Raw genomic sequence first — 21,749 nt, forward strand, 5'->3', positions numbered from 1 at the left:
ACCCGTGTGGCTGTCACGCAGGACGGTCCGGAACACTGTGTCCCTGTGCCCTCTTCCGTTCCCCGCCAAAATTTATATGGTGTGGGCAAACTGACGAAGGGCCCCCTGAAATGTCCGAAACGATTGACTACGGCAAACTCATGCACCGCGCGATGCGGGGCCTCATTCAGGAGGTTCTGGAGGACGTCGCGGAAAATGGCCTGCCGGGCGATCACCATTTCTTTGTGACTTTTGACACCCGGCACCCGGACGTGGAGATCGCGCAATGGTTGGCGGACCGCTACCCGTCCGAGATGACCGTAGTCATGCAGCATTGGTACGAAGACCTCGAGGTGCGGAACTCCGGCTTCGGGATCACGCTGAACTTCGGCGATGCGCCGGAGCGCCTGTTCGTCCCCTATGACGCCATCCGCACCTTCGTCGATCCGTCGGTGGAATTCGGCCTGCGCTTCGAAAGCCAGGACCAAGAGGACGACGACGAGGACGACGATGAACCCACGCCCCCCGGTGGCGGGCCAAAGGGGCCATCCCCCAAATCCGACAAACCCGACGGGCAGGAACACCACGACGCCGAGGTCGTTCGACTGGACCGTTTCCGCAAGTAACCTTTTGTAAAGGTCGGCTGACTAGGTTCGGCGCATTTAAGGCGCACAGGGACATATGCTCAGCCATTTGGACATCCTTGATCACGTGGCAGGGCCTGTCTTCGTTCTCATCCCGGACGAAGACGGCCGACCCGTCTATCGTTACTGGAACCGTGCCTGCGAGCAGATCGGGAACCGTGACCGTCAGGATGTGCTGGGCAAGACAGCAATCGAACTCTTCGGTGATGTGCTGGGCGCCCACACCTATGATCGCCATCTCGAGGCCATGCGAGGCGGGAAAACGATCACCTTCGAAGTTTTGCTGAACCTTGGCCACGACGCCCCGCAGGAGATCCAGACCACCCTGTCCCCAGTGCTGGCCGAGGACGGAACCCTTCTGGCGGTGGTGGGCTCTTCCGTTGTGCTTTCGTCCCTCCGCAACGCGCAGCAACGCGAGGTGAAGGCGCTTGGAGTGGTGGAACGCGCCCGTTCGGAAATGGAGCAATACCTCGCCTTCGCCGCGCATGACCTGCGTGCCCCCATGCGCCGGATCAAGGGGCTGGCCGAAATGATCCAGGAGGAACTGCCCGACGACGCCGCAGAGGCGCGCGAGATCGCCAAACTGATGGAACAGGTGAGCCGCAAGGCGCAGGAGCTGATCTCCGACGTGCTGCGCTTTTCCGAAGCGGCCAATGCCGGGCATCAGATCGAATGCTTCGACCTTGGACAACTGGCACGCGACATCTTCACCGTGCTGGATCCGATGGGCTGTCACGACCTCGATGCGGAGCGGGGGTGGCTGAATGGTGACCGGACGGCGATCCAGATCGTGCTGCGCAACCTCGTCGACAACGCGATCAAGCACGACGACAAGCCGACTACACATCTGCGAATCACGCTGGAGGACGGCCCCGGAGGGGTCGCATTCGTCATCTGCGACGACGGCCCGGGTCTGCCGTCCGGTGATCTCAGCTTTCTCGACGGGGGGCAATTCGGCTATGGTAACGGCTTTGGCCTTCTGGGCATCCGTCGTCTGGTGGAAATGCGCGGCGGCCGGGTGCACGCATGGTCCCCGCGCGACCGCGGCACCTGTTTCCGCATTCACCTGCCCGGCACTCACCGAACCTCCGAAACGGGGACCGACGAGGGCGCCGCCTGACCGCGCTATCGTGGGGCAATTCGCCACCATCAGCGGCAATGGGCTGGGCCAGGCCCGATCCAGCCTGTAAACCCTGTCCGTAACTGGCGTGTCGCAATCGCGGATTGCCCCGAACCCGGCTTTCCGCTAATCGGCATGCAATCGCATACAACCCCCTGGCAACCCTTCAGGAGTGACTCATGACCGCAACCCGTACCGAGACCGACAGCTTTGGCCCGCTCGAGGTCCCCACAGACAAGTACTGGGGCGCGCAGACGCAGCGCTCGATCATGAATTTCCCCATTGGCTGGGAGAAACAGCCCGTTGCCATCGTGCGCGCGCTGGGTGTGATCAAGAAAGCCTGCGCGCTGGAGAACAAGGCCACAGGCGCTCTGGACGGGCGCCTCGCCGATGCCATCGTTCAGGCCGCCGGTGAAGTCATCGACGGCAAGTTCGACGACAATTTCCCACTGGTCGTCTGGCAGACCGGATCGGGCACGCAGTCTAACATGAACGCCAACGAGGTGATCGCCAACCGCGCCATCGAGATCCTCGGCGGCGTGATCGGATCGAAGGACCCGGTGCACCCGAACGACCACTGCAATATGGGCCAGTCGTCGAACGATACCTTCCCCACCGCCATGCACATCGCGAGCGCCATGATGGCGCGCGACGTGCTGCTACCGGGACTGGCCACGCTGGCCGAGGGGCTGGAGGCCAAGGCCACCGAGTTCCACGATATCATCAAGATCGGCCGCACCCACACGCAGGACGCGACGCCCCTGACGCTGGGCCAGGAATTCTCCGGCTATGCGATGCAGATTCGCAACGGCATCAAGCGCATCGAGACGGCACTTCCCGGCATCTACGAACTGGCGCAGGGCGGCACCGCCGTGGGCACCGGCCTGAACACCACCCAAGGTTGGGGCGAGGCCGTCGCCGCGCACATGGCGGAGATCACCGGCCTGCCCTTCGTCACCGCGCCCAACAAGTTCGAGGCGCTCGCTGCGCATGACGCCATGGTCTTCATGTCGGGCGCGCTGGCAACCGTGGCGGGGGCCATGTACAAGATCGCCAACGACATCCGCTTCCTCGGTTCCGGCCCGCGCTCGGGCCTGGGCGAGCTGATCCTGCCGGAGAACGAGCCTGGATCGTCCATCATGCCGGGCAAGGTCAACCCGACACAGGCGGAGGCCATGACCCAGGTCGCGGCGCATGTCATGGGCAACGACGCGGCAATCAAATTCGCCGGCTCCCAGGGGCACTTTGAGTTGAACGTCTACAACCCGATGATGGCCTACAACCTGCTGCAGTCCATGCAGCTGCTGGGCGACGTCGCCGACAGCTTTACCAAACGACTGCTGAACGGCATCGCGGCCAACGGCCCGCGGATCCGGAAACTGATGGAGGAAAGCCTGATGCTGGTGACGGCGCTGGCGCCGACCATCGGCTATGACAACGCCACGAAAGTGGCCAAGACCGCGCACAAGAACGGCACCACCCTGAAAGAAGAGGCTATCGCGCTGGGCTTCGTCGACGCGGAAACCTTTGATCGCGTCGTCCGTCCCGAAGATATGATCGGTCCGAAGGCGAAGTAACCCTTTGGGTGCGAGAGGCGCTGCCTCTCGCGCTCTCGGCGGTATTTCTGAACCAAAGAAGCAGGAACGCGCCGCGCCAGCCCGGCGCGTTCCTGGTCTGCAGTGACCGGCATTGATCTGGCGTGGCGCTGCGGGGCACACGTATGGGGCAGCAGGGGCTTTGCATCGATTGTGCATGGATTGTGCATTCCGTTTTCGGATAGGATCGCGCTATGGCGAAGATCGTTAACCTCACCACCTTTCGGAAGCAGAAGGCCCGTGCCGGCAAACGGTCGGCAGGCGACGCCAATGCCGCAAAGCACGGCCAGAGCAAGGCAGAAAAGTCGCTCGCCAAGGCACGACTGGACAAGGCTGATAAGGCGCTGGAGGGTCACCGGAAGGAGCCGGATACCGAATGAGCGGCCGCCCGGTGAAGCATTCGCTGACTCTGCAGGGCCACCGCACGTCGGTCTCGCTGGAGGATGTCTTCTGGACGGAGTTCCGCCGCATTGCCGGAGAGGAAGGCATGGCGCTGAACGAGTTGGCCGCCGCCATCGACGAGGCTCGCGATCCGGAGGTGGGGCTGGCCTCGTCCATCCGGGTCTTCATCCTCAACAGATTACTTGAAGACCGATCCGTAGAGAACTGACAGCAATCAGTTTTTCGCGGGAAAAACGTGGCAGCGGTCGCGCCGGAGCGACAGCCACATGGGTGTGCCGGGTTTTGGCAGAAAGACGTTCGGGACGGTAGCCTTTAGCACCTGCCCATCGTGCTCCATGCGGAATTCCACGAGGCTTTCAGACCCCATGAAGCGCGCACGCTGCACGATACCGCGCGCCGGGGTCCCGGCGGCGATGGTCGGGTTCGGCCCTTTGCCCGCGCGGTCGAAGTCGATGGAGACATGTTGCGGACGGAAGACGATTTCGACCGCATTGCCATCCGCCACGCCCGGCGCGAGAAAGCGGCCGAAGGGCGTATCCGTCAGAGCACCTTGAACACGTCCCTGCAGAACATTGATATCGCTGAAAAATGCCATGGCTCCCTTGTCAGCGGGACTGTTGTAGATGTTGTAGGGCGCGCCCTGCTGCACGATCCGACCGGCGCGCATCAGTGCGATTTCATCGGCCATGCGCATGGCCTCTTCGGGTTCGTGAGTGACAAGGAGGACGGCGGCACCTTCTTCCTTCAGCAGGTCCAGGGTCTCGTCCCGGATGCCGTCCCGCAGCCGGTTGTCGAGGCCACTGAAGGGCTCGTCCATCAGCATGATTTTCGGTCGTGGCGCCAACGCACGGGCCAGTGCCACGCGCTGCTGTTCGCCCCCCGAAAGGTGATGCGGGAAATGGTCGATGAAATGTGCCAGTCCCACGCGGTCGAGCAATCGCTTTGCCGTCCCGCGCTTGTCGGATCCCTTGAGGCCGAATGCGACGTTTTCCCCCACCGACAGATGCGGGAACAGAGCGAAGTCCTGAAACATCAGCCCGATGGCGCGCCGTTCCGGCGGCACGCGAAACACCGTATCGCAGATCAGTTTGCCATCGACGTGGATCGTACCGCTATCCTGCAGATCGACCCCCGCGATCATCCTCAGTGTCGTGGACTTGCCGCAACCAGATGGTCCCAACAGGCAGGTCACCTGCCCCGGTGCGATGCTGAGGGATACGTCATCCACAACGGGCTGACCGTCAAAGCGGCGGACAAGGTTGCGGATTTCCAGTCTGGGCGGAGGGGTCGTCGCGGTCACTCGGGGCCTCTAGCGTCTCGCCGAGGGAAACACTCGGGATTTGGCTTCGGGGTATCAGCCCACGCGCGCCCCCGCAACCCTGCGGCTGCCCGTAGCGACGGCGACCGACCCGACCACGAGGACCGCGAGGCAGATCACGAAAAGCTGTTCGTACTTGTGCCCCTCCGGCAGCCACGCCGCGATGAAAGGATTGCCGCGGGCGAAGTAGATCCACGCCCCCAGCATCGCCGCGCCCCATGCCATCAGGTAGGCCCATGTCTCTACCTGGCGATCCAGAACGAGTCCGGCGATCAGCACCGGCGTCAGGAAAAGGCTGGCGGTGCCGCTGACGGCCACTGCGTCGAACAGCGTCTGGTTTCCCCAGAGCGTCAACGCCACCCCTGCGAACGTGAAGACCAGCATGACGACCCGCCCGCCAGTCAGGCTGCGCGGGGCGAGGCGCAACTCCTCCACCATCAGCCGCGCCGCCGAGGCCAGCGCGGAATCGAGCGTGCTGAGCGCCGACACCAGCAGCGACAACATGAGCAGGGTAAAGATCCAGCCGGGAAACATCGCCGCCCATGTTCCGATCAGTTCACCCTCGTAGGCGGCGCCCGTCAGGCTTGCCTGGATGCCGAACAGACCGAAAGCGAGGATGCAGAGCGTCGAGATCCAGAAGGCGTGCAGGAAGGACAGGCGCGTCGTGCGCGCATCCGCGACAAAGCCCCGGTCCATCATCACCGGGTCATGCACGGGGTAGGAAAACACCTGCAGCGCCGCCACCGCCAGAAGCACCCAGCCGAGGTAACCACCCGACTGCCCCGTCGCGGTGAGGGCGGCGACCATGTCGAAACCCGGTGAGGCGAATAATGCCCCCAGAGCCGCCCCGAAGACCACGAGGAAGACGAGCATCTGCACGACATCCGTCCTGAGCGCAGCCGATAGCCCGCCCCACGCGGAATAGGCCAGCGCCAGTGCCGCAACGGCAAGGACCGACCAAACCTGTGATCCGGGCAGCAGGGCTTCGAAAATCAGGCCGACGACGATCAGATTACCGAAGACTTCGGACAGGAGCCGTAGAGCGACCACGAGGTTATAGCTCGCGTGCCCCGCCGCGCCGAACCGCCCGCCCAGCCAGTCCTGAACGGAAGTGGCGCCGCTGGCCCGCAGGCGGCCCACGACGAAACCGCCCGTCAGGAAGGACGCGTAGTAAGCGGCGTAGGCCAGAACACCCGCGATACCGTAGAAGAAGCCGAGAATCGCGGCGTTCATCAATGAGCGGGCGAAGATCCACGTGGTGACCTGACTCAGAACCAGTACCCAAAGACCCGGGGCCTGGCCGTCGCTCTGTCCTCCGAAGAAGCCTTCGAGTGTGGCGTTGCGCGGCGCGGCGGCAAGGCTGAGCAGCGCCAGAGCTGCAAAGACCGCCAGCAGCAGGATCGGAGACATCATGGCATCCCTCTGAAGGTTGTTCTTGTGATAGTGTTGCTCGCACCCTGCCCCGCCGCTGCCCAGGGTAACAATCGTGTTTCAAGGGGTTGGCGGCTTCGTGACAGGGGCGTTACGCGCGGGCCAGAGCCTTGGCGAGACGCGGCAGGCGTGCCTTTTTCAGGAGGGCGCGCATCTCCCAATCCTCGCCTGACAGCCGCCGGGCCGTGTCCAGAACGCGGGCGCAGACGCTTGCGACCACCTCCGGAGAGGCCTGCCAGTAGCCCATGAGAAAGGCGTCGGGGTCGATGCGCGACACCCCTTCCTCGGACAGCGTGCCACGCGGAAAGTCCGACGCATTGAGCGTGACGATCACATCGGCCGATCCCGCCACCGCCGCCGCCAGCACGTGCCGGTCGTTCACGTCCGGCAACCAGAGCCGCTTTTCCAGCGAAGGTTTCCACGCCACCTCTGCCCGCGGCCAGGCGGCTCGGACCAGCGCGATCTCGGCACGTGCCTGCGGCTCCCCCTCGGGGCCGAGTTTGCGCGCCGCGCGAGCCCATTCCTCGAGAATGCGCGCCGACCAGAGGGGCGTGTACAGCCCCTCCGCCGCCACGCCCAGCAACACCTCGCGCATGACAGTCGGGAACATAACGCAGGTGTCGAGGACAACCTTCACCCGCTCGACCGGTTGGCTCACAGGCGGAATACCAGCGCTTTCAGGTAGCCCGATTCCGCCAGTTGCGGCAGCAGCGGATGGTCTGCGCCGGCCGCCCCGGAATACAGCAGCTGCGCACGCCGCCCTGACCGCCCGATACCGCGCAGGCAGGCGCCGGTGAAGCTGTTCAGATCCGCTGCGTGCGAGCACGAACACAGCACGAGGTAACCGTCCTCCGCCACCAGCGGTGCGGCCAGCCGAGCGATGCGCTCGTAGGCGCGCAGGCCCTTGTCCACCGCTTGTTTGGCCGGGGCGAAGGCTGGCGGGTCGCAGATCACGAGGCCAAAGCGGGCGTCCTCGCCTGCCATTTCCGCCAGCGTATCAAAAGCATCGCCTTGCCGCGCGGTAAAACGCTCCGCCGCCCCCATGCGCGCCGCGCCTTCGGACGCCAGCGCCAGAGCCGCCGCCGAACCATCGACGCAGGTTGCGTGGGCCGCGCCCCCCGCCAGCGCGGCCAGGCCGAACCCGCCGACATGGGAAAAGACGTCGAGCACCCGTTCTCCCTTCGCGAGTCTGGCTACGAAGGCCTGATTGTCGCGCTGATCGAAGAACAGGCCGGTCTTCTGACCGCCGGTCAGGTCCGCCATGTAGGTGGCGCCATTCATCTCTACCGGGACCGCCGCATCGGGCGCTGCGCCGCGCAGCACGGTATCCTCCGCGTCGAGACCTTCCAGCGTGCGCCCCCGCCCGCCCGCGTTCTTCAGTACGTTGGTGACCCCGGTGACGGAAACCAACGCGTCGACCAGCGCGTCCAGATGCGTTTCCGCCCAGGCGGCGTTGGGTTGCACCACGCAGGTGTCGCCGAAACGGTCGATCACCACGCCCGGCAAGCCGTCGCCCTCCGCATGGACCAGCCGGTAGAAAGGCGCGTCATACAGGCGCTCGCGCAGCGACAGGGCCTTCGACAGGCGTTTCGCGAACCACGCGGTGTCGATATCCGCATCGGCGTTGCGATCCAGCATCCGGGCCACGATGCGACTCTCGGGATTCACCGCCACGGTGCCCAGCGGCTGGCGTTCGTGATCCTCCAGCAGCGCGATTGTGCCGGGTGCAATCGCTTTGGACCGGCGATCCATCACCAGTTCGTTGTCAAAGACCCACGGGCTGCCGTGCCGGATGGCGCGAACATTCGCCTTCGGTTTCAGGCGCAGCACGGGGCGGGACTCAGGCCGGGACTCAGGCCGGGAACCGGGCCGGGAATCAGGGCGGGCACCATCAGGTGAGGAAGGAGCTGTCATGGCCCCGCCATACCCCGCTTTTGCACGGGAATAAAGCGGTCTGGGAGGGTTCCGCAATGGACTGGGCAGGCCCCGACGGCACCCATCAGCCCCGGCACAGGGCGCGAGCCATTTCGGTGCGCCCCACTGCCCGGGGCAGTGCGTTCCCGCAGCCGGACGGTTGCCGATCGGGGGCGTTCGGGGGAGACACCTTTTCCTCCGCGCCAAGGAGACCTGCCCGCCGCAATCCGCGATACTCGCACACGATCCTGCGACGCGATACAATTACCGGATATGACGGGTTTACCGTTAGCGCTAACCGCGCTATGTCACGATCAAACCGCAGAGGATGCCCGGGCACCGCCCCATGGGCATTGCAAAGGGAGATACCCATGGCCCTGAACGACACCCTCGCCCGCGTTACCGCCCGCATCGAAGAGCGCTCCGCGCGGACGCGCGCCACCTACCTCGACCGCATGGCCCGCGCCGCCGACGAAGGGCCGCGCCGAGCCCACCTGACCTGCGGCAACCAGGCCCATGCCTATGCGGCCATGAGCGCCGACAAGGATGCGCTCGCCGAGGCCCGGGCGCCGAACCTCGGAATCGTCACCGCTTATAACGACATGCTCTCCGCGCACCAACCGTTTGAGCGGTTTCCCGATCTGATCCGCGCGGCCGCCCGCAGCAACGGCGGTACCGCACAGGTTGCGGGTGGCGTGCCCGCCATGTGCGACGGCGTCACGCAGGGACAGGTCGGCATGGAGCTCTCGCTCTTTTCCCGTGACGTGATCGCGCTTTCGGCGGGCATCGCCCTGTCGCACAACGTTTTTGACGCGGCGCTCTATCTCGGTGTCTGCGACAAGATCGTTCCGGGGCTGATCATCGCCGCCGCCACGTTCGGCTACATCCCTGGTATCTTCCTGCCCGCCGGTCCCATGCCTTCCGGCATTCCCAACGATGAAAAGGCCAAGGTCCGTCAACAGTTCGCCGAAGGCCACGTCGGCCGTGACGAGCTGATGAAAGCCGAGATGGCCTCCTACCACGCGGCGGGCACCTGCACCTTCTATGGTACGGCCAACACCAACCAGATGCTGATGGAGTTCATGGGCCTGCACCTGCCGGGCGCGTCTTTCGTGCAACCGAACACCGCCCTGCGCGATGCGCTGACGGAGGCCGGGACAAAGCGCGCCTTGGAAATCACCGCTCTGGGCAATGACTACCGCCCGGTTTCGGAGATCCTCGACGCGAAGGCCTTCGTCAACGGCATCGTCGGGCTGATGGCCACGGGCGGGTCCACGAACCTCGTGCTTCACCTGCCCGCCATGGCGCGGGCTGCGGGCATCGCTCTCGAGGTGGAAGACTTCAACGACATTTCTTCCGTGACGCCGCTGATGGCCAAGGTCTACCCGAACGGGTTGGCCGATGTGAACCACTTCCATGCCGCGGGCGGGCTTCAGTACATGATCGGCAACCTGCTGGATGCGGGACTTCTGCACGAGGACGTAAAGACCATCGCAGGCAATGGCCTGCATCTCTACGCCAGGGAACCCGTGCTGGCCGATGGTGCACTGGCCTGGCGTCAGGGTCCGAAGACCAGCCAGAACGACAAGATCCTGCGTCCCGCTGGCGCTCCCTTCCAACCCTCTGGCGGCCTGAAAGAACTGATCGGAAACCTTGGAACCGGCATGATCAAGGTCTCTGCTGTCGCCGCCGATCGTCACGTGATCGAGGCCCCCGCGCGCGTTTTTCAGGATCAGGAGGCGGTAAAGATCGCCTTCAGGAACGGCGAATTCACCGGCGACACCATCGTCGTCGTCCGCTTTCAGGGGCCGAAGTCCAACGGCATGCCGGAATTGCACGGTCTGACTCCAACCCTTGCGGTTCTCCAAGATCGCGGACTGAAGGTCGCGCTGGTCACCGATGGGCGCATGTCCGGCGCATCGGGCAAGGTTCCGGCAGCGATCCATGTTTCGCCCGAGGCGGCCAACCAAGGCCCTCTGGCCCGCGTCCGGGATGGCGACATCCTGCGGCTCGACGCTACGCAGGGCACGCTCGACTGCCTCGCCGCCGATTTCGAGGCCCGCCAGCCCGCCACTGCCGATCTCTCCGGTAATGGCCATGGCGTCGGGCGCGAACTTTTCGCCGCCTTTCGGGAAAACGTCGGGCTTGCGTCCAACGGCGCCGCCGTGGTGGTCTGACCCCGCCGCCGGTCGCCTCAGGGCGCACGCGCTACCGTTTCTTATTGGTTGAAATACTCAAAAGGACTCTCCATGACCCCGCTCGACGCCAGCCGTGAAAGCGACCGCCTCTGCCGCCTCGCCCCCGTCATCCCGGTCCTCGTGATCGACGATGCATCAAAGGCGCGCGCGCTGGCGCAGGCCTTGGTGAATGGTGGTTTGCCAGTGCTCGAAGTCACTCTGCGCACACCCGCCGCGCTCGACGCCATCGCGGAGATGGCCAAGGTCGAGGGCGGCGTGGTCGGCGCGGGCACCCTGCTGACCCCGGAGGACGTGCAGCGGGCAAAGGCCGCGGGCGCGCGCTTTGGCGTCTCTCCGGGTGCGACCGACCGGCTGCTCGACGCCTGCGAGGCGGCGGACCTGCCGCTTCTGCCCGGCACCGCCACGGCGACGGAGGCGATGCGACTTCTTGAGCGCGGCTATACGGTTCAGAAGTTCTTTCCGGCGGAGGCCAACGGCGGCGTGCCCGCCCTTAAGTCCATCGGTGCGCCGATCCCGCAGGTCAAATTTTGCCCCACCGGCGGCGTCAGCCCGAAGAATGCCGAAAGCTACCTCGCATTGTCCAACACGCTGTGCGTCGGCGGCAGCTGGGTGGCCCCTGCCGATGCGGTAAGATCCGGCGACTGGGCCCGGATCGAGGAACTGGCCCGCGAGGCCGCCGCCCTGCCGCGCACGCTCGCCTGATGTTTCCGAACGCTGCGAGTCCGCTTCGAAGGGGCCGCAGCGTTCGGAACAACGCGCCCCCGTCTGGCCGCGGGCGCGCCCCTGACACGGTCTGCGCTGAGACTGATGTATTTCAGGTGAGTATTTGCACAAAGGAGAAGCGGTGAACGCCGCGCAACACCCGCCCGGGCCTGCTGGTGCCTACTGACGCGGGCGCGCCTTCCAGCCGCCACGCCGCGTGGGGCGGTTCATGGCTGTCAGGCCATCCCTGAGCACGGCCGTCATCGGGTGATCGTCGTTTCCGTAACGTTCCAGCAACGTGCCGATCAGCGCCGTCGTGTCAGCATCCACCGGCACCGAAAGCGCCCAATCGAGAAAGATCGCCCGGCATTCCTCGACGTCGATGCCATCAATACGGTAGGATTCGCGGATCAGGCCTTTGGGATCCGCTGCGTCCTGGGTCATGTCGCTCATGCGGTTTCTCCTGTTGCCAGAACGGCGTCGATCACCGCCGCAGACCGGGCTGTCCTGTCGTTCAGCTTCGCGCGCAAATGATCCATGTCCGGGCACCCTGTCAAGCGTTGCAGGAAGGCGCAACCGCCGCCCCCCAGCGCCTCCGGGTTCAAAGGTTTGTCACTGACCAGCCGTGCGCCGATCTGCAGAGCCCACGCCAGCTCGTAGGCCTCTACCAGGGGTCCGGAGTCGAACCACGCCCCCTGTCGCAACGCGCGGGGTGTCTGGCGGATGGCCTTTCCCGATAGCAACGAAGCCGCCTGCGCCACGAGGTCGATTTCCTGCATACGCCCGCGTCCCAGTTTTGCCTCCCACGGGCTGCCCGCTCCCTTTGCGGCGGCGATCCTGGCCAGCATGTCACGCACCGCAGCCAGCACGTCGGCGCGGTCACGCGGCCGAGCGAGCAGTTCCGCACGGAACGCTTCCACCTCGCCCGCCAGTTCAGCCGGCCCCGCCACCACCCGCGCCCGCGTCAGCGCGAGGTGTTCCCACGTCCAGGCTTCCGTGGTCTGGTAGCTCTGGAAAGCGGCCCATGAAGTGGCCACCGGCCCCTGGTTTCCCGAGGGTCGCAGGCGCATGTCGATCTCGTAGAGCTTGCCTTCGGCCATCGGCGCGGTCATCGCGGTGACCAGCGCCTGGGTCAGGCGCGCGTAATACAGTCGAGACGGCAACGGACGACGGCCTTCCGAGTTCTCCTCCCCTTCCGGGTCGTAGATCACGATCACGTCGAGGTCGGACCGCGCATGCAGTCGCTGCGCGCCCAGCGATCCCATCCCCAGAACCACCGCCCCCCGTCCCGGGCATGGGCCGTGCTTCAGGGCGAATTCCGCCTGCACCACGGGCCACACGGCGGCCAGAACCGCCTCGGCCAGATCGGCATAGGCCTTGCCCGCTTCCTCGGCCTGCATGAGTCCGCGCAGGAGGTGCACACCCACCCGGAAGTGCCATTCCTTGGCCCAGATCCGCGCGGTATCGAGCTTGCGCTCGTAATCCGCCTCGCGCGCCATCACCGCCGACAGATCCGCCGTCAGAGCCGCCCGCCCCGGCCATGCAGCAAAGAAATCGCCGCCGATCACAGCGTCCAGAACGGCGGCGTTCTGTGCGAGGAAGGCCGCGAGGTCCGGCGAGGTGCCCACGATGTCCACCAGAAGGTCCATCAGCGAGGGATTCGCATCGAAGAGGGAAAACAGCTGCACCCCGGCGGGCAGTTTCGACAGAAAGCTGTCGAAGGTGGACAGGGCTTCTGTCGGGCGCGCGGTGCCGGCGAGGCGTTTCAGGATCTCGGGGCGTACCCGCCGCCAGAGGTCCTGTGCCCGCGCCGACCGCAGACAGGGGTAGGTCGCCCAGCGATCCACCAGCGCGCTGTCGCCAAAGACCTCCGGCACCGCCGAGGTGTCCCGCGCATCCGGGGCAAAGAACCCCTCTGTCAGGCTGTGCACCTCCGTCAGGCGTGCGGTCAGGTCGGCTTTCATCTCCGTGAGGTCGCGCCCCGAGAGGCAGGCCAGCCGTTCCATTCCCTCGCGCGAACCGGGCAGGTCGTGCGTCTGTGCGTCATTCACCATCTGGATGCGGTGCTCCACCTCGCGGTGGGCGCGGTAGTGATCGCCCAACTTGTCTGTCACGGCCTGTGGCACCCAGCCGCGTGCGGTCAGGGCCCGCAGCCCCTCCACCGTTCCACGCAACCGCAAAGAGGGGTCGCGTCCGCCGGCGATCAGCTGCCGCGTCTGGGTAAAGAACTCGATCTCGCGGATACCGCCGCGCCCGAGTTTCATGTTGTGGCCCGGTAGGGTGATCGCGCCGTGAAACCCCTTGTGCTCCCGGATGCGCAGGCGCATGTCGTGCGCGTCCTGAATGGCGGCGAAATCCAGATGCCGCCGCCAGACGAAGGGCCGGAGCGCCTTGAGAAACCGTTCGCCCGCTGCGATGTCGCCCGCGCAGGCCCGCGCCTTGATGTAGGCGGCGCGCTCCCAGGTGCGGCCGAAACTTTCGTAATAACGCTCGGCGGGTTCCATTGCCATGCAGACGGGCGTCACCGCCGGATCGGGACGCAGCCGCAGGTCGGTGCGAAAGACGTAGCCCTCCGCGGTCAGATCGTTCAGCATGGCTGACATCTTGCGGGTCGCTCGCACCAGCGATTGCCGCGCCTCGTGGTAGTCGTCGGGGTCGTAACGCGTTTCGTCAAACAGGACGATCAGGTCTATGTCGGACGAATAATTCAACTCCCCCGCGCCCATCTTGCCCATGGCCAGCGCCACCATGCCGCCCGCCGTCGCGATGTCGTCTTCGCCCATGCCCGGCAGCTTGCCGCGTTTGATCTCCTGCCCGACGGAAGCCCGCATGGCGAGGCTCACCGCGAGATCGGCGAATTCCGTCAGCGCCCCGGTGACCCGCTGCAGTGGCCAGACGCCCGCAAGATCGCAAAGCGCCACCAATAGAGCCATCCGCCGTTTGGCGCGGCGCAGCTCTGCGGCGAGCGTGTCTGGCGCGTCCTCCGTCAAAGCCAGTTGCAGGGCGGACAGGGTGGCCTCAGGATCCTCGCAGGCTCCTTCGAGCCAGTCGCCTTCGCGCTGGAGCAGACCGTGGAGGTAAGGACTCGACCCGGCTGTTCCTTCCAGAAGATCGGCCAGCGCACCGCTGGCCCAGGGGGCGAAACTCTGGGCCTCTGCGCCCCGTTCGGGGTCAAAGGCACGGGGGAGGCGCGTAATGCGGGAGGCAAGTGTCATGCGCGCAGATGGCCACGGGTCCGCGCCCTTGGCAAGCCCCCCGAAGCCTGCGAGAAAAAGCCTATGCGCGTACTCACGATCCTTGCCCATCCGCTACCCGGCAGCCTCAGCCACCGTTTCGCGGACCGGCTGCAACGGGACCTGACCGCACGGCGGCATGATATTGTCTTACACGATCTGTATGCAGAGGGTTTCGATCCGCGCCTGACCGCGCAGGAACGCCGCGGCTGGTACGACACGCCGTTCGAGGATCGCGTCAGCCTGCAAACGGCGGAGGGGCTTATGCTGGTTTTTCCAACATGGTGGTTCGGCCTGCCAGCCATCCTGAAGGGCTGGATCGACCGGAGTTTCCTGCCCGGGGTGGCCTTTGACCACGACCCGGCGCGCGGAACGATAGAGCCTGCCCTGCCCGCTCTGCGGGCTGTCCTTGCCGTCACCACGCTGGGCAGCCCCCCCATCTATGATCATCTCGTGATGCGTCAGCCGGTCCGGCGTATGCTGAAACACGGGCTGATCCGCGCCTGCGCACCGCGCGCACGATTTGACATGCTCTCGCTCTACCGCGCCGAGTCGATGACCGACATGCGCCTCAAAGGCTTCGAAGCAAAGCTTGACCGCGCCGCGCAGCACCTCTTTCCAACGGAGTCCTGAACCATGTCGAAAAGCCTCGCCCGGGTCCGGAAGGCCATAGAGGCCGCAGACCTTTCCAGCACCATCCAGGAGGTCGACAAGGCCCGCACCGCGCAGGAGGCCGCCGATACGGTGGGTTGCGACCTCGACCAGATTGCCAAGTCGATCATCTTCAAGGCGGAGACCTCCGGCGAGGCAGTTCTGTTCCTGACGGCGGGCGGCAACCGTGTCTGTGCCCGGAAAGCATCTGACCTTGCAGGTGAACCGCTGGGGAAGGCCGACGCCGCGTTGATCCGGGCGCAGACGGGGTTCGCCATCGGAGGCGTCTCGCCGCTGGGTCACCTTTCGCCAATCCGGGCGTGGCTTGACCCGCGACTGCTGGCCTTCGACAGGGTTTGGGCGGCGGCAGGCACACCACGCCATCTCTTTGACGTCGACCCGGCCATACTGCCGGTCCTGATAGGCGCAGTTCTGGCGGATTTCGTCGAGTAGATTCTCGGCAATGCCCGCCAAGAGCGAAAATGTAAAAAAGGTTCACATCAGCTCTTGAAAGCCGGGCGCTGCGTCCCGATCTCCTGTAATGTGAAAGTCATTCACATAAACTTTTGAACGGAGAGAGACATGACCACCGCCGCATATCACGCCGAATTGCCCGCCACCGCCGGCTGGCTTTCCCGGTCGGAGGCCTGGCTGGATTCCAAGGGCAAGGGTGCCTGGATCGCGGCCATGGTTCTTGGGTTCATTTTCTTCTGGCCTGTTGGCCTCGCCCTGCTGGGCTACATGATCTGGAGCAAACGCATGTTCGGAAAAGGCTGTTCGCACCGCCGCACCAACCACACCGCCCGCCACACTGCATGGGCCGCCATGAAACCCTCGGGTAACAGTGCCTTTGACGCCTACAAGACCGAAACGCTGCGCCGGCTCGAGCATGAGCAGGAAGCCTTTGAGGCCTTCCTCGAGCGTCTGCGCGAAGCCAAGGACAAAGCCGAATTCGACCAGTTCATGGATGATCGTGCAAAGCGTGCCGCTGAAATGGCCAAGGTGGAAGAAGAAGCGTAAGCTGAAACAAGACTCGGACGGGGCCGCAGGTCGGCCCCGTTTCCCTGTCCATCGCACCGCGTACAGGGCCACACAAGAACCGCGAGGGACCGCAATGTTTTACGAAGAGATGAGCCACCTGCCCGACCCCGACCGTCAGGCTGGCTTTTACGACGGTGTTACCGTGAAGCGTGGCCTGGCCTGGCTGGTCGATACGGTGCTGATCGCGCTTGCCACCGCCGTGCTGGCCACCATCACCATCGTCGGCCTGTTCATGATCCCTATGATCTACCTGCTGGTGGGGTTTGTCTATCGCTGGGCAACGCTGTCGCGCGGATCGGCCACGTGGGGCATGCGCCTGATGTCGATCGAGTTGCGCGACGCCTGGGGCCAGCGCCTGAGCCCCGGCCTCGCCTTTCTGCACGTGGCGGGATACGTGGTTTCCATGTCGACCGTTCTGATCCAGTGCGTGTCCGTCGTACTCATGTTCGTAGACGCGCGCGGGCGGGGGCTTACCGACATGGTGCTGGGCACCGTGATGCTGAACCGGCGGGCCTGACCGGTCTGGAGCCGCCCTGGGGCCACGCTTTCGGGTGCCAGACCGGAATCGTGATCCCGCCATTCGGATCCCGACCCCTTGAGACCGCCCGCGCAGGACATACCTGAAGCCGGTATCGGGCTCCCGCCACGCGAGAGTCCGTCCTTGTTCGGCCTCTCTGCGGCCTTTGTTAACCGTCCGCCCGGAAAAGGCCCCAAAGACAGGGCCTTCCCCATAATGGGGGGCTTGGCGACGGGGGTCATCGTTGTTACCGTTTCATTAAACTCCACCGGGTTAAAGACGATCATGCGCCATTCGCTGCCGCTCGCTCCGCAGTTTTATGTCACTGCGCCCCAGCCTTGCCCGTATCTGGACGGGAGGATGGAACGCAAGCTGTTCACCGCGCTACAGGGCGACGGCGCCCAGAAGCTGAACGATGCGCTGTCAAAGCAGGGCTTCCGGCGGTCGCAGAACGTCCTTTACCGGCCGTCCTGCTCCGATTGCGCCGCCTGCATGTCGGCGCGTATCGATGTCAGCCGCTTCTCGCCGACCCGGTCGCAGAAGCGCACGCTGAAGAAGAACGCCCGCTTTGTCCGCCGCGCAACCAGCCCTTGGGCCACCGAAGAACAATACGACCTCTTCCGTCGTTATCTCGACACACGGCACGCCGACGGCGGCATGGCGGATATGGATGTCTTCGAGTTTGCCGCGATGATCGAGGAGACGCCGATCCGCTCGCGCGTGATCGAATACCTCGATGAGGAGTCGAACGAACTGAGGGCGACCTGCCTGACCGACATGCTCGATGACGGGCTGAGCATGGTCTACTCCTTCTACGATCCCAAACTGCACCGCAATTCGCTGGGCACGTGGATGATCCTTGACCACATCCAGATCGCACAGGAAACCGGGCTGCCTTACGTCTATCTTGGTTACTGGGTGCCGAATTCAGAGAAGATGGGTTACAAAGCGCAATTTTCCGGGTTTGAAATCTATCACCGCGGCGAATGGCAGGCACTGGACGACCCGGCCAATTTCGAGGCCGATACCCACCCGCTGTCCACCGATCCGATCGCGGAGCAGGTCGCCAATATATCCATCCCCGACAGCCGGAACTGAAGCGCCGCACCACGCGCTCAATTGGTGTAGTGCCGCGTTGCGTCCGGGCCGCACCCTCTCCCTTTGCACCTGTGACCGCGCCGTCCGCTTGCCGCCTAACCCTATGGATCGGCTGCGGGACATAAGACTTCGCATCCGATTTTGTGCAGCAATTGCAATCGCCTGCACATGGACAGGCCCGACTGCATCCCTGCGCCGGACGATTGCACAACAGCGCGTTAAGTTCTCGTCAAGACCGCACTTCTACGCATCGGAATCATGCGCGGGAAGGCCATATCCCGGGCTGGGTCGCAACCGCGAAAGGATACAGGACATCATGCAGACCTACGCCGATATGCTTGAACATGCACGGATCGATACGTCGCTCTTGCCCAGGGAAGAACGCATACGGCTGGCCCGCGGGCTGGTCCTGCCGCTCCTGGTTCATATCGCTGAAACCGTGCAAGCCGAGGATGGCCTCAGAGGCGGGGAGACATTCGCCACGCTGCAAGAGATGTTCGACGGGATCGACACCGCCCTGATGAAGGCGGCCTGACCCCGCCCCGGATCCACAAAGGCCGCGCCCAACCGGACGCGGCCCTTGCTACATGGTCCACGGGGCGCTTAGCCGCCCAGCAGGCTCGGCACGATGGTGACAATCCCCGGGAAGACCGAGAGCAGCAACAGCGCGGCCACCTGGATCAGCACGAACGGGATGACGCCGCGGTAGATGTGGCCTGTCGTGACTTCCTTCGGTGCAACACCGCGCAGATAGAACAGCGCAAAGCCGAAGGGTGGTGTCAGGAAGGACGTCTGCAGGTTCACCGCGATCATGATCGTCACCCATTTCGGATCGAAATGCGCGCCGTAGATCACCGGACCCACAATGGGGATCACGATGTACACGATCTCGAGGAAGTCGAGGACGAAACCCAGCACGAACAGCACCAGCATCACGATGATGAAGACCGTCCGCACGTCGTCAAAGCTTCGCAGAAAGTCCTGGATGTACTCTTCGCCCCCGAAGGAGATTACCACGAGGTTCAGCAGCTGCGAGGCGATCAGGATGGTGAAGACCATCGAGGTCACCTTGGCCGTTTCCCGCACTGCCGGGGTCAGTACGCCCGCCTTGAACAGCACCCAGCAGCTGAAGAACAACCCGAAAAGGGCATAGAGCCACAGCGCATAGGTAAAGACAAAGGCGATCCAGCTTTCCACGCTGACGGTGTCGGTGTTAATCCGCAGGTCGAAGTTGACGCCCATCAGGATCATCACGATCGTCGCCAGCGTCGACCAGATGATGACCTTTGGCGATTGTCCCTGATCCCCCAGCTTGCGATAGGCCGCAAGCATGATGGCACCCGCTGCACCCAGTGCCGCCGCAGGCGTCGGGTTGGTGATACCACCAAGGATGGACCCCAGAACCGCAACGATCAGAACCAGCGGCGGGAAGACCACGCGCAGAAGTTCGTTCTTCGCCAAAAGCTTGAACGCGTAGACGACCCCATAAAGCGTGATGATCCACGGGATCAGCATGGCAACGACTGTCCAGGACGACGAAGAGGTCGGCCCGATCAGCAGCCAGTCGACCACGAGGCCCAGCACGATGCCAGCCGCGCCGATCTGCAACGGCAGCGGGTTCGCCGAGGGCGACACCCCGCGCGCCACCGACAGGATCAGTCCGAACATCACCGCAAAGACGGCAAGCCCGGTGCCGATGGGCGCCGCATTTGCGATCTTCGCTGCGCGGAGGGCCTCGATCTCTTCCGGCGACAGACGATGGCTTTCCTGCACGCCTCCCGCGTCTTCGATCGCCTGTTGCTCGGCCACGGCCGTATCCCAGGCCGCTTGACCGTGCAGCTCGATCATCGAGGTTTTGCACTGCTCGCCGACCTTGGTGCGCAGCGATGCCGTGGCACCGGCGTCAGAGTAGCTATCCACACGGATCGTCTGCGAGCCCACAACATTGACCTGCCCAAGGATCACCGCGCCGAGGATCAGGGCCAGAGGCACACCGAGGTACCAGGTAAAGGCTTCGCCACGCGTGACTGCCTCACCGTTCGACTCGCCCAACGCAACGGCGGGCGCCTTCGACGGGTTCAGCATCGCATAGCCAAAGGCATAAGCGGCATAAAGGCCCGCCAAGAGGATGCCCGGCAACAGCGCCGCCTGAAAAAGAGTACCGACAGAAACAACCGCCGGCTTGCCGAGATAGGTCAGCGCGTCGGAGCACCCCGCCAGAACGGCGCGTTCGTCCTGCGCGGTGGAGTAAAGGTCACCCGCCAGCGTGCCCAGAAGGACGATCACGATGGAGGGCGGAATGATCTGCCCCAGCGTGCCGGATGCCGCGATGACACCCGTCGCCAGTTCCGGCGAGTAGTTGTTGCGCAGCATGGTGGGCAGCGCGAGCAGGCCCATGGTCACGACCGTCGCGCCGACGATGCCGGTGGAGGCCGCGAGGAACGCGCCAACAACCACGATGGATACCGCCAGCCCCCCCGGCAGCGGCCCAAAGACCCGCGCCATGGTCGTCAGAAGATCGTTGGCGATCTTCGAACGTTCCAGCACGATCCCCATCAGCACGAACATCAGCACTGCCAGCAGCGTCTCGATCGACTGGCCGGCGATGACGCGTTCGTTCACGCGGTTCACGATGAACGAGATGTTGCGATCCATCGCCACCTGCCATCCGTTCTGGAAAAGCGCGTGCGCCTCCCGCGGCAGGTCCGGATAGCGGAAGACGGAAATCGCCTTCTCCGGCACGCCCTGCGCCAGAAGCGCCGCGTATTCCGTCGACCCGGTGTCGATGGCCTGATGCATCAGCAGACCCGCGCTGTCGAGCGAAGCGATGATGCCAAATGAGATCATACCCGCGCCCCCGATGGCAAAGGCCACCGGGAAGCCCGAGAGAATGGCCGAGAACAGCGTCAAAAAGACGATGATCAGCCCGATCTCGATGCCGTCCAATCCGAAAAGCATTTTCTAGTCTGCCCCCTCAGAATTCCGCGTGATCGTAGGGTTCTTCACCCACTTCGAGCACGTCATTGTCTGCGTATTTTCCTTCGGACTCCTCGCCTTCGACCCATTCGAGGAATGAGCGGTAGAAGAAGGTCCATGCCTGAATGAAAATCAGCCCGATCATCACCACCATCAGCACCTTGAACAGGAAATATGCGTTGAAGCCGTTCGGGCTGGGCCCGATGGTTTCCACGTTCCATTTCATGATACGAGCCTTGGCAAGCAGTTGCTCCAGCTTGTTCGAGGCCGACGGGTTCGGCACGATCAGGCCGCGCCACAGGAAGAACCAGGTGTAAAGCCAGAGAAGCACCGCCATCGGGATCATGAAGATCAGCGATCCGACCATGTCGATCACGCGCTTTGCCCGGAAGGAAATCGCGGAATAAACGAGGTCGACCCGTACATGACCGCCCTGAATGAAGGTGTAGGTCAGGCAGAGCGCAACCACCATCGCGTTATAGAGCTTCAACTCCTCGCCCCACCACGACACGTCGAAGCCTACCGGGATGCCGAAGCCGATCATGATGTCCGGCCGGGCAAAGATGCGCTGGATGAAGACGATGATGACCTGCTGCAACACCATCACGAGACCCGCCCAGGCAAAGAACCGCCCGATCCAGTTGCCCATGAATTCCAGCCCGATCACAACGTTCCACAGGAACTGCCGTTTCCACAGTCCCACGAGGAAGATCACGAGGAAGAAGGTGAAGGCCACGAAGAAGAATTCGACCGACGCGCCGTAATAGACAAAGCGCATGACCGCGGTCTTGTCCGACCAGTCAAGCCAGCTTGCGGGGTGCGTGATCGCATACCCCAGATTCCAGAATGCCATGGCGAAGTTCTGCAGGACCCAGCCGATCCCCGCAAAGACTCCGCCGCCTGCCGCGGATTCGTCCATGATGCTCCCCG

Annotated in this window: 21 protein-coding genes; 13 read left to right on the forward strand and 8 right to left on the reverse strand. The window is 64.2% G+C overall.

The features are described from left to right. Positions 1-110 precede the first annotated feature (110 nt). The 5 genes from J5474_RS09990 (at position 111) to J5474_RS10010 (ending at position 3,948) form a co-directional block, all read left to right on the forward strand. Positions 111-605, forward strand: a complete 495-nt coding sequence (locus J5474_RS09990) for an SspB family protein (RefSeq protein WP_209360773.1) — start codon at positions 111-113, stop codon at positions 603-605. 55 nt (positions 606-660) lie between these two features. Continuing rightward, positions 661-1,743: a PAS domain-containing sensor histidine kinase gene (locus J5474_RS09995; protein ID WP_209360774.1), complete on the forward strand. Its 1,083-nt coding sequence runs from the start codon at positions 661-663 to the stop codon at positions 1,741-1,743. Positions 1,744-1,922: 179 nt separating this feature from the next. Continuing rightward, positions 1,923-3,320 carry a class II fumarate hydratase gene (fumC, locus tag J5474_RS10000; protein ID WP_209360775.1) on the forward strand — a complete coding sequence of 466 codons (1,398 nt, stop codon included), beginning with the start codon at positions 1,923-1,925 and terminating at the stop codon, positions 3,318-3,320. Between the two features lie 212 nt (positions 3,321-3,532). Beyond that, positions 3,533-3,718, forward strand: coding sequence for a DUF4169 family protein (locus J5474_RS10005; protein ID WP_209360776.1), 186 nt, complete (start codon positions 3,533-3,535; stop codon positions 3,716-3,718). Further along, positions 3,715-3,948 carry a ribbon-helix-helix domain-containing protein gene (locus J5474_RS10010; RefSeq protein ID WP_209360777.1) on the forward strand — a complete coding sequence of 78 codons (234 nt, stop codon included), beginning with the start codon at positions 3,715-3,717 and terminating at the stop codon, positions 3,946-3,948. The genes J5474_RS10005 and J5474_RS10010 overlap by 4 nt, the downstream gene beginning before the upstream one ends. 6 nt (positions 3,949-3,954) lie before the next feature. On the opposite strand, the gene J5474_RS10015 is transcribed toward J5474_RS10010, so the two are convergent. From J5474_RS10015 to J5474_RS10030, 4 genes are all read right to left on the reverse strand, one after another. Then, a complete protein-coding gene (locus J5474_RS10015; RefSeq protein WP_209360778.1) occupies positions 3,955-5,040 on the reverse strand; it encodes an ABC transporter ATP-binding protein in 1,086 nt (361 codons plus the stop codon). Between the two features lie 54 nt (positions 5,041-5,094). Continuing rightward, a complete protein-coding gene (locus J5474_RS10020; protein WP_209361010.1) occupies positions 5,095-6,468 on the reverse strand; it encodes an SLC5/6 family protein in 1,374 nt (457 codons plus the stop codon). 112 nt (positions 6,469-6,580) lie between these two features. Continuing rightward, complete coding sequence (locus J5474_RS10025; RefSeq protein ID WP_209361011.1) at positions 6,581-7,126, reverse strand: RSP_2648 family PIN domain-containing protein; 546 nt, start codon at positions 7,124-7,126, stop codon at positions 6,581-6,583. A 17-nt stretch (positions 7,127-7,143) separates the two neighbouring features. Beyond that, positions 7,144-8,316 carry an RSP_2647 family RNA methyltransferase gene (locus J5474_RS10030; protein WP_425342883.1) on the reverse strand — a complete coding sequence of 391 codons (1,173 nt, stop codon included), beginning with the start codon at positions 8,314-8,316 and terminating at the stop codon, positions 7,144-7,146. A gap of 458 nt (positions 8,317-8,774) precedes the next feature. Here J5474_RS10030 and edd point away from each other — a divergent pair, with 458 nt between their 5' ends. Both edd and J5474_RS10040 read left to right on the forward strand, forming a co-directional pair. Then, the gene (gene edd, locus J5474_RS10035) at positions 8,775-10,580 is read left to right on the forward strand and encodes a phosphogluconate dehydratase (protein WP_209360780.1); all 1,806 of its coding nucleotides are present in this window, start codon (positions 8,775-8,777) and stop codon (positions 10,578-10,580) included. Between the two features lie 72 nt (positions 10,581-10,652). Next, positions 10,653-11,303, forward strand: a complete 651-nt coding sequence (locus J5474_RS10040) for a bifunctional 4-hydroxy-2-oxoglutarate aldolase/2-dehydro-3-deoxy-phosphogluconate aldolase (RefSeq protein WP_209360781.1) — start codon at positions 10,653-10,655, stop codon at positions 11,301-11,303. 180 nt (positions 11,304-11,483) lie between these two features. Here J5474_RS10040 and J5474_RS10045 read toward each other — a convergent pair whose 3' ends face one another. Both J5474_RS10045 and J5474_RS10050 read right to left on the reverse strand, forming a co-directional pair. Beyond that, on the reverse strand, positions 11,484-11,756 hold the full coding sequence (locus J5474_RS10045) for a hypothetical protein (RefSeq protein WP_425342879.1): 273 nt from the start codon (positions 11,754-11,756) through the stop codon (positions 11,484-11,486). Continuing rightward, positions 11,753-14,518, reverse strand: coding sequence for a [protein-PII] uridylyltransferase family protein (locus tag J5474_RS10050; RefSeq protein ID WP_209360782.1), 2,766 nt, complete (start codon positions 14,516-14,518; stop codon positions 11,753-11,755). The genes J5474_RS10045 and J5474_RS10050 overlap by 4 nt, the downstream gene beginning before the upstream one ends. 63 nt (positions 14,519-14,581) lie before the next feature. Here J5474_RS10050 and J5474_RS10055 point away from each other — a divergent pair, with 63 nt between their 5' ends. The 6 genes from J5474_RS10055 to J5474_RS10080 all read left to right on the forward strand — a co-directional run bounded on the left by J5474_RS10055 (position 14,582) and on the right by J5474_RS10080 (position 18,378). Continuing rightward, positions 14,582-15,169 carry an NAD(P)H-dependent oxidoreductase gene (locus J5474_RS10055; protein ID WP_209360783.1) on the forward strand — a complete coding sequence of 196 codons (588 nt, stop codon included), beginning with the start codon at positions 14,582-14,584 and terminating at the stop codon, positions 15,167-15,169. A gap of 3 nt (positions 15,170-15,172) precedes the next feature. Next, on the forward strand, positions 15,173-15,640 hold the full coding sequence (locus J5474_RS10060) for a YbaK/EbsC family protein (RefSeq protein ID WP_209360784.1): 468 nt from the start codon (positions 15,173-15,175) through the stop codon (positions 15,638-15,640). A 129-nt stretch (positions 15,641-15,769) separates the two neighbouring features. Continuing rightward, positions 15,770-16,207, forward strand: a complete 438-nt coding sequence (locus J5474_RS10065; RefSeq protein WP_209360785.1) for a DUF2852 domain-containing protein — start codon at positions 15,770-15,772, stop codon at positions 16,205-16,207. A gap of 94 nt (positions 16,208-16,301) precedes the next feature. Next, positions 16,302-16,745, forward strand: coding sequence for an RDD family protein (locus J5474_RS10070; protein WP_245216379.1), 444 nt, complete (start codon positions 16,302-16,304; stop codon positions 16,743-16,745). A 285-nt stretch (positions 16,746-17,030) separates the two neighbouring features. Next, entirely contained in the window at positions 17,031-17,843 is an 813-nt protein-coding gene (locus J5474_RS10075; RefSeq protein ID WP_209360786.1) for an arginyltransferase, read from the forward strand. Positions 17,844-18,159: 316 nt separating this feature from the next. Continuing rightward, a complete protein-coding gene (locus J5474_RS10080) occupies positions 18,160-18,378 on the forward strand; it encodes a hypothetical protein (RefSeq protein ID WP_209360787.1) in 219 nt (72 codons plus the stop codon). A gap of 68 nt (positions 18,379-18,446) precedes the next feature. Here the strand turns inward: J5474_RS10080 and J5474_RS10085 are convergent, their stop codons facing one another. Next, a complete protein-coding gene (locus J5474_RS10085; RefSeq protein ID WP_209360788.1) occupies positions 18,447-20,801 on the reverse strand; it encodes a TRAP transporter large permease in 2,355 nt (784 codons plus the stop codon). A gap of 16 nt (positions 20,802-20,817) precedes the next feature. Further along, positions 20,818-21,738, reverse strand: coding sequence for a TRAP transporter small permease subunit (locus J5474_RS10090; RefSeq protein ID WP_209360789.1), 921 nt, complete (start codon positions 21,736-21,738; stop codon positions 20,818-20,820). Between the last annotated feature and the right edge of the window lie 11 nt (positions 21,739-21,749).

Origin of the sequence: Sagittula salina (assembly GCF_017813235.1) — a bacterium.
Classification (GTDB): Bacteria; Pseudomonadota; Alphaproteobacteria; order Rhodobacterales; family Rhodobacteraceae; genus Sagittula; species Sagittula salina.

Coding starts and splice junctions, on each gene's coding strand:
- J5474_RS09995 (WP_209360774.1), top strand. CDS start 661: ATGCTCAGCCATTTGGACATCCTTGATCACGTGGCAGGGCCTGTCTTC.
- J5474_RS10055 (WP_209360783.1), top strand. CDS start 14,582: ATGCGCGTACTCACGATCCTTGCCCATCCGCTACCCGGCAGCCTCAGC.
- J5474_RS10085 (WP_209360788.1), bottom strand. CDS start 20,801: ATGCTTTTCGGATTGGACGGCATCGAGATCGGGCTGATCATCGTCTTT.
- J5474_RS10050 (WP_209360782.1), bottom strand. CDS start 14,518: ATGACACTTGCCTCCCGCATTACGCGCCTCCCCCGTGCCTTTGACCCC.
- J5474_RS10005 (WP_209360776.1), top strand. CDS start 3,533: ATGGCGAAGATCGTTAACCTCACCACCTTTCGGAAGCAGAAGGCCCGT.
- J5474_RS10075 (WP_209360786.1), top strand. CDS start 17,031: ATGCGCCATTCGCTGCCGCTCGCTCCGCAGTTTTATGTCACTGCGCCC.
- J5474_RS10020 (WP_209361010.1), bottom strand. CDS start 6,468: ATGTCTCCGATCCTGCTGCTGGCGGTCTTTGCAGCTCTGGCGCTGCTC.
- J5474_RS10070 (WP_245216379.1), top strand. CDS start 16,302: ATGTTTTACGAAGAGATGAGCCACCTGCCCGACCCCGACCGTCAGGCT.
- J5474_RS10060 (WP_209360784.1), top strand. CDS start 15,173: ATGTCGAAAAGCCTCGCCCGGGTCCGGAAGGCCATAGAGGCCGCAGAC.
- J5474_RS10065 (WP_209360785.1), top strand. CDS start 15,770: ATGACCACCGCCGCATATCACGCCGAATTGCCCGCCACCGCCGGCTGG.
- J5474_RS10040 (WP_209360781.1), top strand. CDS start 10,653: ATGACCCCGCTCGACGCCAGCCGTGAAAGCGACCGCCTCTGCCGCCTC.
- fumC (WP_209360775.1), top strand. CDS start 1,923: ATGACCGCAACCCGTACCGAGACCGACAGCTTTGGCCCGCTCGAGGTC.
- J5474_RS10080 (WP_209360787.1), top strand. CDS start 18,160: ATGCAGACCTACGCCGATATGCTTGAACATGCACGGATCGATACGTCG.
- J5474_RS10045 (WP_425342879.1), bottom strand. CDS start 11,756: ATGAGCGACATGACCCAGGACGCAGCGGATCCCAAAGGCCTGATCCGC.
- J5474_RS09990 (WP_209360773.1), top strand. CDS start 111: ATGTCCGAAACGATTGACTACGGCAAACTCATGCACCGCGCGATGCGG.
- J5474_RS10090 (WP_209360789.1), bottom strand. CDS start 21,738: ATGGACGAATCCGCGGCAGGCGGCGGAGTCTTTGCGGGGATCGGCTGG.
- edd (WP_209360780.1), top strand. CDS start 8,775: ATGGCCCTGAACGACACCCTCGCCCGCGTTACCGCCCGCATCGAAGAG.
- J5474_RS10010 (WP_209360777.1), top strand. CDS start 3,715: ATGAGCGGCCGCCCGGTGAAGCATTCGCTGACTCTGCAGGGCCACCGC.